Here is a 15,665-nt window from a genome sequence, read left to right on the forward strand (position 1 = left end):
CTCAGAACAGCGCGAGCAGCAATCCAGTGGCGACCAGCAGAATAAGAAATGCCGGGGTCAGTGCCTTGAGCACGTCGGCATAATGGGTCTGGCCATCATAGCTTTCGGTCGACCAAGCCAAATTGGCGCGGCTGGCATCTTCCAGTGCTCGGATTTCAGCGTGTGTCATAGTGGTCTCCACCGGTCGGCGACCGATCACGTGGTCGCCGATATCTTTGAAAAGCCGCGCTTTATTGCGCCTGCTCTAAGAACGGCGAGGGATCAACTTTAGTTCCGCGTGCAGCTCGAAAACAGCGTGCGGATAGCTGCTATTCAACGCGGATGACGTCGACGGACTGGGTTGTTTCGTGCGAGCCGTGGGTTTTCAGGACGCCGACAATGGGCGAGATATCGGCATAGTCGCGGCCATGGCCGATGGAGATATGGTCGGCTCCCGCAATCATGGCATTGGTGGGGTCGAACTCGACCCAGCCCATATGCTGGCCGCACCAGACGCGGACCCAGGCATGCATGGCGTCGGCGCCTTCCAGCCGCGGTTTGCCCGGCGGTGGATTGGTGCGCAGGAAGCCCGAGACATAGCCGGCGGGTATGCCGACGCCGCGCAGGCCGGCGATCATGACATGGGCGAAGTCCTGGCAGACGCCCTTGCGCAGGGCAAAGGCCTCGGCCGGCGTGGTCTGAACGTCGGTGGCCTTGGGGTCGTAGATGAAATCGCGGTGGATCGCCATGCAAAGGGCATTTGCCGCGCTCAATACGGAAGCGGTATCGCCGATGACGGCCTGGCTGTAGCCGGTAATGGCCGGCACGAGCTGCACGCTCCCCGATTCAGCCAGGAAATGGTGCGGACTATCGGACTCGACCGACCAGAAGCGGGTGACCTCCTGGCGCAATTGGTCCACCGAGGGCGAGAGATCGGCTGGAGGGTGAGTGTCCTCGACCTGAACGCGGGCGGTCAGGCGGATATCGAGGTGATCGTGTGGCGTCAGATAGGTGAGCGTGGTTACCGCATTGCCGAAAAAGTCGGTGAAGGTGCTTTCACGCTGCGGCCGCGGTTCGAAGGACAGGCGCGAGGCTATGACACGCTGAATGCCGGGAACGGTGATGGGGGCGACACGGATGAGGTGGCGGCCCCCATGGACCGGAGCGTCGTAATCGTAATGCAGGTCGAGGCGGACATCGTAGAGCATGGCGCTACACGAAATAAGCCGCGGCCACGAGGCTGGCGAGCACGCCGATATCGGCGGCGAGCTTGTCGAGGCGGTCGGGCGTCATGTCGGCGGGCTCGGCGATGCGCAATTGGGTATGCAATTGCAGCCCGGCCTTGGCGGCGGGTGAAAGCTGACCATCGGCAACGCCGCCAGGCAACATCTCGATCTGTCTTTGCAGTTCGGTGAGCTGGAAGATCACCGAGCGTGGATTGAGCGGGTCCAGCGTCAGCAGGTCGATGGCGCTCTCCGTACCCGCACTGACCGAATAACGGCGGCGATGCGACATCACGCTGTCGCCGATTTCGAGTAGCATTTCGAGCGAGCCGTCGGGCGCCTCCTTGCCGGTGAACCAGGCGGTGGCGCGGGCGATCTGCATGGCGCGCTCGAGCCGGCGGCCCAGTTCGAGGAAGCGCCAGCCGGCAAAGCGGTACATGTTTTCGTGCACGAGGCCGGAAAAGCCGGCCAGCTTGCGCAGCAGCACGGTCATGGCGCGGGTGGCGTCGTCGCCGGGCCTGACCCGGGTGGCAAAGCGCTGGGCAGTCTTTTGCAGATCGACCAGAGCGAGCCAGCCATCGGGCGAGAAGCGATCCCGGATCTGGCTGGCGCTGTGCACGGCGCTGTCGATGGAGGAGAGCAAGCCCAGCGGCATGGCATCGGCAACATCGACATCGATGGTTTCAAGGAAGGCGGCGCAATGGGTGAGGATCGGCAGGTCGGTCTTGGAGAGCTCGGCCTGGCGGGCATTATAGGCGCGCAGAATGCGGACCGTGGCCTCGCAGCGTTCGGCATAGCGGCCAAGCCAGATGAGGTTATCGGCGGCGCGGCTGGGCAGGCTGCCCGGCGAATTGCGCACCAGCTTCTGCCCATCGCGTGGCAGCAGCGACACCTGTTCCACGGGCTTGGACGACACGACCCAGACGTCGGCCGCCTGGCCGCCGCGCTGCATGGCCAGGGCCGAGGCATCACTGGTAGAGCCGACCCGGGCGAAGCCGCCGGGCATGATGGTCCAGCCGTCTTCGGTGCGGGCCGCATAGACGCGCAGGGTTATGGCGCGGGGTTCGAGCTTGCCATCGACATAGACCGGGGCGGTGGACAGCTGGACCTGTTCCTGGCCGACATAATCGGCGCCATTGGTTCGGATGCGGTCGAGCAGGGCTTCGCGCTGGTCGGCGGGCACGGCGGAGCCGAGCATGGTGCCGCGCTGATCATCGAAGGGGAGCGTGGTGGCGAAGGCCGGGCCGATCATCAGCTTGTCGAAATTGTCGAGCACGTGTTTTTGCTCGCCGGGCTGGCCGCACCACCAGGTGGCGATTTCGGGCAATAGCAGATCGGTACCCAGCAGTTTTTGCGCCAGCCGCGGCATGAAGGCGGCCAGCGCCCGGGTTTCGAGCAGGCCGGTGCCCAGCGCGTTGATCATCGAGATCGAGCCATGGCGCAGCGCCTCGACCATGCCGGGCGTGCCGATGCGGCTGTCGTAGCGTAGTTCCAGCGGGTCGATATAGGAGGCGTCCATGCGCCGCCACAGCACGGTCACCGGCTTCAGGCCCGCCACGGTGCGCACCATGACGCGCTCATCCTCGACCACCAGGTCTTCGCCCTCAAGCAGCATGAGGCCGAGATAGCGGGCGATATAGGCGTGTTCGAAATAGGTTTCGTTGAGCTGACCCGGCGTCAATATGCCGACGCGGCCGCCATCGCGCTTGGCCTGGGTGAACAGGGTATCGCGGAAGGCGCGGAAGAAGCCGGCTAGCCGCTGGATGTTCATATCGGCATAGATGTCGGACAGGGCGCGGGTGGTGGCGACGCGGTTTTCCAGTGCAAAGCCGGCGCCGGATGGGGCCTGGGTGCGGTCGCCCAGTACCCACCAGGCGCCATTTGGGCCGCGGCCCAATTCGAAGGCGCAGAAATGCAGGTAGTGGCCGCTGGCGGGTTTGACACCGACCAGGGGGCGCAGGAATTCGCCATTGCGGGCGATGAGTTCGGGCGGCAGCAGTCCCTGTTGCACGAGGGTATTGTCGCCATAGATATCGGCAATGACGGTTTCGAGCAGCTCGGCGCGCTGGGTCAATCCCGCGCTGATGGTGGACCATTCGGCCTCGTCGATCAGCAGCGGAATCTTGGCCAGTGGCCAATCGCGCTCCTTGCCCTCGGCGCCATCATATTTGCGGTAGAATACGCCAGCATCGCGCAGATATTGATCGGCGCGCTCGAAACGGGCGGCAAGCTCGGCAGGGCCGAGCCTGTCGAATGCAGTCATCAAGGCAGCCCAACCCGGCCGGATATTGCCGGCAGGGTCAATCATTTCGTCGGGCACGCCCGGTTGCAGCCGGTAATCAGCGATGATGCTGGGACCGGCTGGGGGCTTGCCACGGGGCTTTTGACTGCGCGTATTCATGGGTTTTACCAGAAGCGTGGCGGGCGGCGCAGGTCAAGCGTTAGCGGGAATTCGTCCGCAGGCTTTTCGGCGCGCAGATCGTAGCCGCCCGGGGTGTAATTATGCGGCACGAAGCGGGCGAGGCGTCTTGCCTCGGCCTCGTTGCCATTGACCGGGAAGGTTTCGTAATTGCGCCCGCCCGGATGGGCGACGTGATAGGTACAGCCGCCGACGGGGCGGCCGGTCCAGGTGTCGTAGATGTCGAACACTAGCGGCGTATTGACCGGCATGGCCGGATGCATGCCCGAGGCGGGCTGCCAGGCCTTGTAGCGCACCCCGGCAACGGCCGAGCCCGCCGTATCGGTCTTGCGCAGGGGAATGGGCCGCTGGTTGCAGGTGACGGCATAGCGTTCGGGATTGAGCCCATCGAGCTTGACCTGTAGCCGCTCGACCGAGCTATCGACAAAGCGCACCGTGCCGCCAATGGCGCCCTGTTCGCCCATGACATGCCAGGGCTCGAGCGCTTGGCGCAGTTCGAGGCGGACGCCGTCATATTCGACTTCGCCGCAGAAGGGGAAGCGGAATTCGAGCTGGGCTGCGAACCAGGCTGGATCGAGCTTGAAACCGTGGGCGTCGAGATCGGCGAGGATGTCGAGAAAGTCCTGCCAGACATAATGGGGCAGCATGAAGCGATCATGCAGCGTTGTGCCCCATCGGGTGAAGCTGCCCTCCAGCGGATCGGTCCAGAAGCGGGCGATGAGGGCGCGGATCAGCACTTGCTGGGCAAGGCTCATGCGCGCATTGGGTGGCATTTCAAAGCCGCGGAATTCGACCAGACCCAGCCGGCCGGTGGGGCCATCGGGCGAATAGAGCTTGTCGATGCAGATTTCCGAGCGATGGGTATTGCCGGTGACGTCGACCAGAAGATTGCGGAATAGCCGATCGACCAGCCAGGGCAAAGGCGGCAAGGCGCCCGAGGCCGGATGGGGCACCTGGGCCATGGCGATTTCGAGTTCGTAGAGGCTGTCGTGCCGGGCTTCGTCGAAGCGGGGGGCTTGGCTGGTGGGTCCGATGAACAGGCCCGAGAACAGATAGCTCATGGCCGGGTGACGCTGCCAATGCAGCACCAGCGACTTGAGCAGATCGGGGCGGCGCAGGAAGGGGCTGTCATCGGGCACGGCCCCGCCCACGACCACATGATTGCCGCCGCCAGTGCCAGTGTGGCGGCCATCGATCATGAATTTGTCGGCGCCCAGCCGCGACAGGCGGGCCTCTTCATAGATGGCCGTGGTGGTGGCGACGCAATCGTCCCAATTGGAAGCGGGGTGGATATTGACCTCGATGACACCCGGATCGGGCGCCACGCGGATGACATTGAGACGCGGATCGTGGGGCGGGGAATAGCCCTCGACATGCACGGGGAAGCCGATGGCTTTGGCTGATGCTTCGACAGCGGCGATCAGTTCGAGATAGTCTTCGAGCTTTTCGACCGGCGGCAGGAAGACGCAAAGGCGATGATCGCGGATTTCGGCGGTGACGGCGGTGCGCACCTCGCCCTCGATCTCGCTGATTTCCTGCTCGACCCGGTCCTGCTGCTCGCTGGCGGCAGTGAAAGACGAGGCGGTCTGCGCGCGTGGATCGGCTTCGATGCCGGAGGTTTGGCGTGTCAGAATTTCCAGCGGATCAGGCAGGGGGCCGCGCGGCGCGCCCGGGTCCTGCGCCACAACATGGGGATAAGCGGTGGGCTTGATATGCTTGAGGGAACTCAGCGGCAGCCGGTACCCGGCCGGGCTATCGCCAGGCGCGAGGAAGAGTTTACCGCGCCGGGTCTTCCATTTTTCGGTGAGCCAGGGGCTGGAGGCGGCTGCGTTCCAGCGCTGCACGGGCAGCACATAGCCGGTGGGGTTGGTCAGCCCGCGTTCGAACACTTTGGCGATGCGGGAGCGCGCTTCGGGATCGGCCAGTTCGGAATTGGTGGGATCGACATTGGCGGGCAGATTGGCTTCCTTGAGCAGCCATTCGCCGGGGTCTTCATAGGCCTCGTCGATGGTTTCCCCGGTCAGCCCGAGATTGTTCGCAAAGGCCGCGAGAAATTTGCGGGCATCAGCATGGGTCGCGGCGGTCTTGACGCCTTCGCGCGCCACCAGCGCCTCATCCTGCCAAACGGGCCTGCCATCGACGCGCCAATAGAGCGAGAAGGTCCAGCGCGGCAGGGTTTCGCCGGGATACCATTTGCCCTGGCCGTAATGCAGCAGGCCGGTGGGCGCGAAGCGCTGGCGCAGGCGGCGGATCAGGTCGTCGGCCAGGGCGCGCTTGGTGGGGCCGACGGCGCCGGTATTCCATTCGTCGGCTTCGAAATCGTCGATGGAAACAAAAGTTGGCTCGCCCCCCATGGTGAGGCGCACGTCGTTTTCGGCGAGGACTGTGTCGACCTGTTTGCCCAGGGCATTGAGCTGATCCCAGGACGCGTCGGAAAAGGGCTTGGTGATGCGCGGATGTTCGGCAACGCGGGTGACTCGCATGTCGAAGGCGAAATCGACTTCGGCGTAAGAGGCAAAGCCCGAGATCGGCGCGGCATTGCGATAATGCGGGGTGGCGGCCAGCGGTACGTGACTTTCGCCGGTGAGAAGTCCCGAGGTAGGGTCGAGGCCGACCCAGCCGGCGCCGGGCAGGTAGACTTCGCACCAGGCATGCAGATCGGTGAAATCATGATCGGTGCCGGCGGGGCCATCGAGCGAGACCAGATCGGGCTTGAGCTGGATCAGATAGCCCGACACGAAGCGGGCGGCAAAGCCCAGATTGCGCAGGGTCTGGACCAGCAGCCAGCTGGAATCCCGGCAGGAGCCCTTGGCATTGCCCAGGGTTTCCTCGGGCGTCCACACCCCGGTTTCCATGCGCACGATATAGGCAATGTGCTGCTGGATGGAGGCATTGATGCCGGTGACGAAATTGACCGTGTTCATCGGCGTCTTGTCGATGCCGTCGATGAAACGCTGCAGCAGCGGGCCGACCGGTTCGGGCCGCAAATAGATGGAGAGGTCCTCGCGAATGTCTTCGGGATATTGGAACGGGAAGGTTTCCGCCGTCTCCTCGACGAAGAAATCGAAGGGATTATAGACCGTCATATCAGCGACGAGATCGACTTCGATCTTGAGCTCGGTGACCGGCTCGGGGAACACGAAACGGGTCAGGAAATTGCCATAGGCATCCTGCTGCACATTGACGAAATGCAGCGACGGAGACACCCGCAGGGAGTGGCTCAACACCTTGGTTCTGGAATGCGGCGCCGGTTGCAGCCGGATGATCTGGGGCTGGAGGAGGACCGGACGGTCATATTTGTAGTGAGTCAGATGGTAGACGGCGGCTTTGATCGACATGCGTTCCAGTCGCTCATTTCAGGCCACGTATTTCGACTTCCCGATAAGGAGCTTAGCGGGGATTTTGGGGGAGGGATAGGGTGGCGGAGTGGCTATGATGGGGACGGAGTTACCCTCACTCCATCGCGTCAATGACCTGCCGCTGGCGCAGCATTTCGAGGAAAATCCGATAGTCCTTATCGAATTGAACCCGCGCAGCGGCGGCAGGCGCTCGCGAACTGCCGGGCTGGTGCATGGCCACACAAGCCGCGTCGAGGCTGGGATAGAGGCCGGCGGCGGTGGCGGCGACCATGGCCATGCCGAGCAGGGTTGCGTCCTGGGCCGAGGACTGCACCACCGTGCAGCCGGTGGCGTCGGCATAGAGCTCCATCAGCAAGGGGCTCTTGGTGTGGCCGCCGGTGATATGCAGGGTATCGATGGCATAGCCGCGGGTGTTGAGGGTTTCGAGGATGTGGCGGACCCCCAGCGCGATGGCGACGCAGGCGCGCCAATAGAGGCGGCAGAGGCTGTCGAAATCGCTGTCCAGCGTCAGCCCAGAGATGACGCCGAGGGCGAAGGGGTCGCCCAGGGGCGAGCGGTTGCCGTGGAAATCGGGCAGCACATGCAGCCGGCTCGCCAGCCCCAGGCCCTCGTCGGCGCGCAGGGCCATGATGCGTTCGGCGATGGCGCGGTGCCGCTCGCGGGTGGGTTCGCCGCCCGCGCCATGCCAGCGCACGAGATGATCGAGCAGCGCGCCGGTGGCCGATTGGCCGCCTTCATTGAGCCAGACGCCCGGGAGCACGGCGCCATAGTAAGGGCCCCAGACCCCGGCGGTAGGGCGGTCTTCGGCCGATAGCGCCATGACGCAGCTCGATGTGCCGGCGATCAGCGCCAGGTGGCGATCGATGGTGCCGACATCGCCGGTAAAGGCGCCGAGCAGGCCCAGGGCCCCGGCATGGGCGTCGATGAGGCCGGCGCCGACATGGCAATTGGTGGTGAGGCCAAGATCGGCCGCGGCGGCCGGCGTGAGCGTGCCCAGATCGGTGCCGATGGGGCTGGCCGCCTGGGGCAGTGCGGCGCGTTCGATCAGGTCATCAAGGCCCACGAGGTCCAGAAAGTCCTGCCGCCAGGCCGGGCTGGTATGGCCCAGATAGGTCCATTTGCAGGTGAGGGTGGATTGGCTGCGGGCGAGCGAGCCGGTGGCTTTCCAGGAGAGGAAATCAGCGAGGTCGAACATCATGCCAGCGCTGGCCCAGCTCTGCGGCATATGCCGCTTGAGCCACATCAGCTTGGGCACTTCCATTTCCGGCGACATGACGCCGCCCGCGAAATTGAGCACGAGGTGGCCGGTGGCCGTGCATTCTTCGGCTTCGGCCAGGGCGCGGTGATCAAGCCAGACAATAGTGTCCCAGCGCGCATCGCCATTGGTGGAGACGCTGACCGGGGCGCCATCGCGGGCGCGGACTACCAGCGAACAGGTGGCATCGAAGGCAAGGCCGGCTACGGCTTCGGGCGCAGCGCCGGCGAGCGACATGGCGCTGCGTACTGCTGTGCACACGGCGCGCCAGATTTCCTCGCTGTCATGCTCGGCATGGTTGGCATCGGTGCGATTCATGGAAATGGGATGCTCGGCGCGGCCCAGCAGCAGGCCTTCGGGCGTCAGCACGCCCGCCCGGGCGCTCCCCGTGCCCACATCGACAGCAACCAGGAGGCTTTGTAACAAGACTAGAGCGCCCTCTTCTCGGTTCGCAGGGAGCGTACAAGATCAGGCAGGGAATGCATATCGTCGAAAATGCGGTCGGGCTGCATTGTGGTGATAGTGGCGGCCAGGCCGGCAGGAGCGATGTGGCTGCCGCCCAGATAGCCGAACACTTTCATGCCGGCGCTGCGGGCCGCGGCTATGCCGGCGGGGCTATCCTCGATGACGAGGCACCGGGCGGGGGAAACGCCCATGGCGCGGGCGGCGTGGAGGAAGAGATCGGGCGCGGGCTTGCCGTTCTGGACCATTGTGGCGGAGAAGATATTGGGCTCGAAGGCGGCCAGCATGCCAGTCAACTCCAGGCTGATCCGGATGCGTTCGGGCTGGCTGGAGGACGCGACGCAGAACGGGATTTCGAGCTGGTCGAGAATACCGGGAAGGCCCGGATTCGCCTGCAATTGCTGGCGATAGAGGGCATAGAGATCCTGCCGCATGGAGGCGAGGGCGGCTTCTCCCAGCGGCATGCCGTGGCTGTCCAGCAGGCTGGCCGAGATGGATGAGAGGGAGCGGCCGAGATAGTCGCGATAGGCCATTGCGGGGGTGATTGCGGCGCCCTGGCGGGCGATGGCGGCGATGAGCACCTGCATGGCGAGGGGCTCGCTATCCACGAGCACGCCATCGCAATCGAAGATGATGAGATCGATGGCCCGGCTCACAACTGGTCTGCCAGATACCGTTCCAGCGTCGCCTTGGTGCCGATTTCCCATAGCGTTTTCAATGCCTTGCTGAAGGCGGCGATGAAGGCGGGGCTATGGGCCAGCTCGCCGTAGATATCGGCCATTTCGAGCCAGGCCCGCGGATCGACCTTGGCTTTTTGGGCCTGGGCGGTGAGGCGATCCCAGCTGGGGTCGTTGGGTTCGATGACTGCGCCGCTGTCGGTTGTGCCGTAGCAATAGCGGCACCAGAGGGCCGAAACGAGTGACAATCCGTTAACAGACTGTTGACGTTGGCTTCGCTCGAGCGCGGATGGAATGATGAATTTGGGCTGCCGGTTCGACCCGTCCAGAGCCAGTCTGCGGACAGTATCGCCGATCTTGGGGTTGGCGAACCGTTTTTCACACAGTGCGAAATAGGCGTTGAGATCGGTATCGGGCACCGGGGGCACGATGGGGATGATCTCGTCTTCTTCGACCTTGCGGAGGAAAGCGGCGACCAGGGGATGCTCCATGGCCTCGTGCACGAAGTGGATATCCATGAGACCGGCCGGATAGGCGATGGTGGCGTGGCCGCCATTGAGGATGCGGATCTTCATGTGCTCGTAGGGGGCGACGTCGGCGACGAATTGCACGCCGACCTTTTCCAGCGCGGGGCGGCCGGCGGGGAAATTGTCCTCCAGCACCCATTGGCGGAAGCTTTCGCAGAAGACGGGCCAATTGTCCTCGATGCCGAAGGTTTCGGCGAGCAGGGCAATCTCGCGCGGCGAAGTGGCCGGGGTGATGCGATCGACCATGCCATTGGGGAAGGCGACATTGGCCTTGACCCATTGGGCAAGGGCGGGGTCGATCAGCGCGGCAAGGCCGGCCACGGCGTTTTCGGTTACGTGGCCATTGCCGGGGATATTGTCGCAGCTCATCACCGTGAAGGGGCGGATGCCGAGGTCGCGGCGGCGGATGAGGCCGGCCAGGATGAGGCCGAAGGCGGTTTTGGGGGCAGCCATATTGGCCGCGTCCCAGGCGATATCGGGATGGGCGGGATCGAATGTCTGGCTGGCCGGGTCGATGTAATAGCCGCCTTCAGTGATGGTCAGCGACACGATGCGGATGGCCGGATCGGTCAGCCGCTCGATCACCGCGTCGCTATCGCCGGGCTTGAGGTAATCGATCATGGGGCCGGTGACGCGGGCGGAGCTGGAATCGGCTTCCTGCTCGACCACGGTGGTCAGCCAATCCTGTTGCCTGAGCTTTTGCCGCATGGCCTCGTCGGCCTCGCGCACGCCGGCGCCGATCAGGGCCCAGTCGTGTCCCGCGCCGGTGGCGAAGAGATCGTCGAGATAGACGGCCTGGTGGGCGCGGTGGAAGTTGCCGACGCCGAAATGGACGATGCCGGCGCGGAGGGTGCCGCGGTTATAAGCGGGGGTGGACGCCGTGGTGATGGCGGGCAGGGCGGCGGCGGAGAGTTTGGTGGTCATGGGTTAGGCCCCGGATAGGGAGTGGTCGGGCGTCGAGCTATTCCCCTCCCCCTTGAGGGGAGCGGTTGGGGGTAGGCGTGTCGTGGTTTCAACGAGCCCGATGATCGAGGAGGGCACGACACCCCCACCCTCGACAGCCATTCGAGCGTAGCTCTCATGGCCTTTCTCGCTCAAATCGCTCCAGTGGAGCGATTTGCCCCTGCGGATCGCTCCAAAGCCCCTCAAGGACGAGGGATGCGCAGGAGCCGCTGCATTGGTGGAATGGTCGCGCACCTAGATCGCCTTGCCGGCCGCGTCGAACCGATAGATGCGGGTTTGATCGGGCGTCAGATACACATCGTCGCCGTGCTCAAAAGTCTGGTCGCCATCGGTGCGGATGGTCATGAGGCCCAGGCCCTCAACCTGGACGTGCAGGAACGTGTCGCTGCCCAATTGTTCGGCGACACTGACCTTGCCCCTCCAGGCGCCGGCCTGTTGCTCCCGGCTGAGCTTGAAATGTTCGGGGCGGACGCCGATGGCATGGGCATTGTGCTTGGCGGCTTCGGGGCCATCGACGAAGTTCATTTTTGGCGAGCCGATAAAGCCGGCGACGAAGCGATTGGCGGGTTTGTTGTAGAGATCGAGCGGGGAGCCGAATTGCTCCACATTACCCGCGTTCAGCACGACGATGCGGTCGGCCATTGTCATGGCCTCTACCTGATCGTGGGTTACATAGATCATCGTGGTCTTGAGCTGCTGGTGCAGTTCGGTGATTTCGAGGCGCATGTTGACGCGCAGGGCGGCGTCGAGATTGGACAGGGGCTCATCGAACAGGAATGCCTTGGGCTCGCGCACGATGGCACGGCCGATGGCGACGCGCTGGCGCTGGCCGCCGGACAGGGCGCGCGGGCGGCGGTCGAGATAGGAAGAAAGGTTGAGCGTGCGGGCGGCGTATTCGACCTTCTGGTCGATCACTTCCTTTGATGCCTTGGCCATTTTGAGCGGGAAGGCGATGTTGTCGCGCACGGTCATGTGGGGATAGAGCGCATAGGACTGGAACACCATGGCGAGGCCCCGGCGCGCCGGTGGCGCCTTGGTCATGTCCTGGCCGTCGAGCAGGATGGTGCCGGATGTGGTGTCTTCGAGCCCGGCGATGAGGCGGAGCAGAGTGGACTTGCCGCAACCGGATGGCCCGACGAAGACGACGAATTCGCCATCATTGATCTCAAGTGAAATGTCCGGGATGACCTGGACTTCGCCGAAGGACTTGTTGACGTGGGAGAGTTGGATGGAACCCATTTTTCAGTGGTCCTTTGTCGACGACATATGGGGGGCAGGATTCTTCTTACCTCTCCCTTTGGGGGAGAGGTCGGAGCGCAGCGACGGGTGAGGGGGCCTTTTCTGGGTCAAATGTTGGGGGAAGGCCCCCTCACCCGCCCCAAGAGGGGCGACCTCTCCCCCAGAGGGAGAGGTGAAGAAAGCAAGGACCATCATTTCACCGCTCCAAATGTCAGGCCGCGGACGAGTTGTTTCTGGCTGAACCAGCCCATGAGCAGGATGGGCGCGATGGCCAGCAGCGAAGCGGCCGAGAGTTTGGCGAGGAAGAGGCCCTGGGGCGAGGAGAAGGAGGAGATGAAGGCGGTGAGTGTGCCGGCGCGGCCCGAGGTCAGGGTGATGGTCCAGAAGGCTTCGTTCCAGGCCAGGATCACATTGAGCAGGAGCGTCGAGGCAATGCCGGGGACGGCCATGGGGACGAGGACGTGGACGATTTCGTTCCACAGCTCGGCGCCATCCATGCGGGCGGCTTCCAGGATATCGACCGGGATTTCCTTGAAATAGGTATAGAGCATCCAGATGATGATCGGCAGGTTGATCAGCGTCATGATCAGGGTCAGGCCATGCACGGTATCGAGCAGGCGCAGGTCGCGGAAGATCAGGTAGATCGGGATCAACACGCCCACGGCGGGCATCATCTTGGTGGAGAGCATCCACATCAGCACGTCCTTGGTGCGCTTGGTGGGCGCAAAGGCCATGGCCCAGGCGGCGGGGATGGCGATGGCCAGGCCCAACAGGGTGGAGCCCACCGAGACCAGGATCGAATTGATGGCATGCTTGATATAGTCGGAGCGATCCTGCACGGCCGAGAAGTTTTCCAGCGTGAACGTCTCGGGCAAGAAGGTGGGCCGGGCGGCAATGGCTTCGGCCTCGGTTTTGAACGCGGTGAGGATCGTCCACAGGATGGGCGAGAACAGCAGGAGCGCGACAATCCAGGCGAGGGCGGTGAAGCCGATCCGGGTCTGGGTGGAGACGGTGCGGGCCATTGTCGTGCCTCCTAAGCGTCCAGGTTCTTGCCAACAGCGCGCATCAGGAAGAATGCGACGATATTGGCGATGATGACGGCCACCACGCCGCCGGCCGAACCGGCGCCGATGTCGTTGGAGAGGATACCGGTGCGGAACACGAGGAAGGCGATATTGGTGGAGGCATAGCCGGGGCCGCCGCCGGTGGTAACGCGAATCTCAGCGAAAATGCCGAGCAGGAAGATGGTCTGGATCAGGATGACAATGGTGATCGCCCGGGCCATATGCGGCAGGATGATATAGTAGAAGCGGTTGAGCGCATTGGCGCCGTCCATTTCGGCGGCTTCGCGCTGTTCTTCGGACAGCGATTGCAGCGCGGTCAGCAGGATCAGCGTGGCGAAGGGCAGCCATTGCCAGGCGACGATGACGATCACCGAAAACAGCGGATATTGATTGAACCAATCGACGGGTTGGAGGCCAAATGCCTTCCACAGATGACCCAGCATGCCATAGCCGGGATGCATGAAGCCGTTCTTCCAGATTAGCGCCGCGACGGGCGGCATGACGAAGAAGGGCGAGATGACCAGAATGCGCAAAATGCCCTGGCCCCAGATGGGCTGATCGAGCAGCAGCGCCAGCAGGATGCCGCCAATAACGGTGATCAGCAGCACGCCGCCGACCAGGATCAGGGTATTGACCAGCGACTGGGTGAAGCTGGGATCGCCGATGACGTAGATATAGTTCGCCCAGCCGGCAAAGCCGGTCATCATCGGGTTGATCAGGCTATAGTTCTGGAAGCTGAACCACAGGGTCATCACCAGCGGGACGATCATCCAGATCAGCAGCACGATGACGGCAGGCGCCATCATGATGCGGGAGAGCGTACGGGTTTGGGCGGTGGCCATGCTTGTGATCCCGAGGTGACGGAGGGAACCCCCTCCCTGGCCCTCCCCACAAGGGGGAGGGTGACTGCGGTGGTTGTGGCGAGATGGTGCCACGGAGTGGAGATCACCCTCCCCCTAGTGGGGAGGGAAGGGAGGGGTGCAATGCATCCCCACACTCATGCGTTGCAGTTGGCGAGACCGCCCGGCCTCCAGAGGGGACCTTTGACCGGGCGGGTTCGGCTTTGGAGGCCTACTTGATGTACCCGGCGCGGGTCATGTCGCGGGTGGTGGCGTCCTGGGCCTGGGCCAGGGCGTCATCGGCCGACATCTGGCCGGCGAGAGCGGCCGAGAAGAGCTGGCCGACATTGGTGGCGATGCCGGCGAACTCGGGAATGGCCACGAATTGCACCCCGGTATAGGGCACGGGCTTGACGGTGGGCTCGCTCGGATTGGCCGAATTGATCGAATCCAGCGTCATCTTGGCGAAGGGCGCGGCGGCTTGGTATTCGGCGTTTTCGTAAAGCGAGGTGCGGGTGCCCGGAGGCACGTTGGCCCAGCCATCCTGTGCGGCGACGGTATCGAGATAGGCCTTGTTGGTCGCCCAATCGATGAACTTTTCGGCGGCCTCGGCATTCTGGCTGCTCTTGGGGATGGCCAGCGACCAGGCCCAGAGCCAGTTGCCGCGCTTGCCCAGGCCATTATCGGGCGCCAGGGCAAAGCCGACCTGGTCGGCGACGGTTGAATCATTGGGGTTGATGACGAAGGAGGCGGCGACGGTGGCGTCGATCCACATGCCGCACTTGCCCTGCTGGAACAGGGTCAGGTTTTCGTTGAAGCCGTTGGACGAGGCGCCGGCGGGGCCGGCATCGGCCATGAGGCCCAGATAGGTATCGAGGGTCGATTTCCATTCGGGCTGATCGAACTGGGGCTTCCAGCTTTCGTCGAACCAGCGGGCGCCGAAGGAATTGGACATGGCTGTCAGGAAGGCCATGTTCTCGCCCCAGCCAGCCTTGCCGCGCAGGCAGATGCCGTTGATGTCATTGGCGCGATCGGTCATGGCGCGGGCGGCCTGGCCGATGAATTCCCAGGTGGGGGCGTCGGGCATGGTCAGGCCCGCCTTTTCCATCAGGTCCTTGCGATACATGACCATGGAGCTTTCGCCATAGAAGGGGGCTGCATAGAGCTTGCCCTCATAGGAGAGGCCATCGCGGATGGGGGGCAGCAGGTCGTCGACGTCATAGGCGGCGTCGGCGCTGAGGCCATCGAGCGGGACCAGCCAGCCCTGCTTGGCCCAGATCGGGGCTTCATAGGTGCCGATGGTCATCACGTCATATTGGCCGCCATTGGTGGCGATGTCGGTGGTGACGTTCTGGCGCAGGGTATTTTCTTCGAGCACGACCCAATTGAGTTCGATGCCGGTATCGGCGGTGAAGGCGGACGACAGGCCCTGCATGCGGACCATGTCGCCATTGTTCACAGTGGCAATGGTGAGGGTCTGCGCGGACGCGGATGTGGCAAGCGCGAGCGTCAAGGCGCTCACGAAAAGCGGTGTCAGTTTCATCGATTTCCTCCCGAACCAGAACGGGCATTTGTTCCAGTCATGGGCAAATACTCACATATTGGGCGGCAGAGTCAAGCGTGTGCAGCGCCGGGGTGGTGGCGCGGCGGGTGCAGAAA

11 protein-coding genes are annotated in these 15,665 nt (G+C 63.7%); all 11 read right to left on the minus strand.

The window, feature by feature from the left end:
- Position 1: 1 nt before the first annotated feature.
- The 11 genes from QQL79_RS01600 to QQL79_RS01650 all read right to left on the minus strand — a co-directional run bounded on the left by QQL79_RS01600 (position 2) and on the right by QQL79_RS01650 (position 15,549).
- Complete coding sequence (locus QQL79_RS01600; protein WP_284387288.1) at positions 2-169, minus strand: hypothetical protein; 168 nt, start codon at positions 167-169, stop codon at positions 2-4.
- Positions 170-308: 139 nt separating this feature from the next.
- Positions 309-1,187, minus strand: coding sequence for a transglutaminase family protein (locus QQL79_RS01605; RefSeq protein WP_284387289.1), 879 nt, complete (start codon positions 1,185-1,187; stop codon positions 309-311).
- Positions 1,188-1,191: 4 nt separating this feature from the next.
- The gene (locus QQL79_RS01610) at positions 1,192-3,603 is read right to left on the minus strand and encodes a circularly permuted type 2 ATP-grasp protein (protein ID WP_284387290.1); all 2,412 of its coding nucleotides are present in this window, start codon (positions 3,601-3,603) and stop codon (positions 1,192-1,194) included.
- A 5-nt stretch (positions 3,604-3,608) separates the two neighbouring features.
- Positions 3,609-6,959 (minus strand): transglutaminase family protein, encoded by a 3,351-nt coding sequence (locus QQL79_RS01615; RefSeq protein ID WP_284387291.1) that lies wholly within the window; start codon positions 6,957-6,959, stop codon positions 3,609-3,611.
- Positions 6,960-7,074: 115 nt separating this feature from the next.
- Positions 7,075-8,661, minus strand: a complete 1,587-nt coding sequence (locus QQL79_RS01620) for an FGGY-family carbohydrate kinase (RefSeq protein ID WP_284387292.1) — start codon at positions 8,659-8,661, stop codon at positions 7,075-7,077.
- 2 nt (positions 8,662-8,663) lie between these two features.
- The gene (locus QQL79_RS01625) at positions 8,664-9,404 is read right to left on the minus strand and encodes an HAD family hydrolase (RefSeq protein WP_370461162.1); all 741 of its coding nucleotides are present in this window, start codon (positions 9,402-9,404) and stop codon (positions 8,664-8,666) included.
- Entirely contained in the window at positions 9,350-10,825 is a 1,476-nt protein-coding gene (locus QQL79_RS01630; RefSeq protein WP_284387296.1) for a mannitol dehydrogenase family protein, read from the minus strand. Before QQL79_RS01630 ends, QQL79_RS01625 begins: the two co-directional genes overlap by 55 nt.
- A gap of 273 nt (positions 10,826-11,098) precedes the next feature.
- The gene (locus QQL79_RS01635; protein WP_284387298.1) at positions 11,099-12,103 is read right to left on the minus strand and encodes an ABC transporter ATP-binding protein; all 1,005 of its coding nucleotides are present in this window, start codon (positions 12,101-12,103) and stop codon (positions 11,099-11,101) included.
- Between the two features lie 191 nt (positions 12,104-12,294).
- On the minus strand, positions 12,295-13,125 hold the full coding sequence (locus QQL79_RS01640; RefSeq protein ID WP_284387300.1) for a carbohydrate ABC transporter permease: 831 nt from the start codon (positions 13,123-13,125) through the stop codon (positions 12,295-12,297).
- A gap of 11 nt (positions 13,126-13,136) precedes the next feature.
- Complete coding sequence (locus tag QQL79_RS01645; protein WP_284387301.1) at positions 13,137-14,009, minus strand: carbohydrate ABC transporter permease; 873 nt, start codon at positions 14,007-14,009, stop codon at positions 13,137-13,139.
- Positions 14,010-14,238: 229 nt separating this feature from the next.
- Entirely contained in the window at positions 14,239-15,549 is a 1,311-nt protein-coding gene (locus QQL79_RS01650) for an ABC transporter substrate-binding protein (RefSeq protein ID WP_284387303.1), read from the minus strand.
- Positions 15,550-15,665 lie beyond the last annotated feature (116 nt).

Source organism: Devosia yakushimensis (assembly GCF_030159855.1).
GTDB classification, from domain to species: Bacteria; Pseudomonadota; Alphaproteobacteria; order Rhizobiales; family Devosiaceae; genus Devosia; species Devosia yakushimensis.

Coding starts and splice junctions, on each gene's coding strand:
- QQL79_RS01600 (WP_284387288.1), bottom strand. CDS start 169: ATGACACACGCTGAAATCCGAGCACTGGAAGATGCCAGCCGCGCCAAT.
- QQL79_RS01605 (WP_284387289.1), bottom strand. CDS start 1,187: ATGCTCTACGATGTCCGCCTCGACCTGCATTACGATTACGACGCTCCG.
- QQL79_RS01610 (WP_284387290.1), bottom strand. CDS start 3,603: ATGAATACGCGCAGTCAAAAGCCCCGTGGCAAGCCCCCAGCCGGTCCC.
- QQL79_RS01615 (WP_284387291.1), bottom strand. CDS start 6,959: ATGTCGATCAAAGCCGCCGTCTACCATCTGACTCACTACAAATATGAC.
- QQL79_RS01625 (WP_370461162.1), bottom strand. CDS start 9,404: ATGGGAAATCGGCACCAAGGCGACGCTGGAACGGTATCTGGCAGACCA.
- QQL79_RS01630 (WP_284387296.1), bottom strand. CDS start 10,825: ATGACCACCAAACTCTCCGCCGCCGCCCTGCCCGCCATCACCACGGCG.
- QQL79_RS01635 (WP_284387298.1), bottom strand. CDS start 12,103: ATGGGTTCCATCCAACTCTCCCACGTCAACAAGTCCTTCGGCGAAGTC.
- QQL79_RS01640 (WP_284387300.1), bottom strand. CDS start 13,125: ATGGCCCGCACCGTCTCCACCCAGACCCGGATCGGCTTCACCGCCCTC.
- QQL79_RS01645 (WP_284387301.1), bottom strand. CDS start 14,009: ATGGCCACCGCCCAAACCCGTACGCTCTCCCGCATCATGATGGCGCCT.
- QQL79_RS01650 (WP_284387303.1), bottom strand. CDS start 15,549: ATGAAACTGACACCGCTTTTCGTGAGCGCCTTGACGCTCGCGCTTGCC.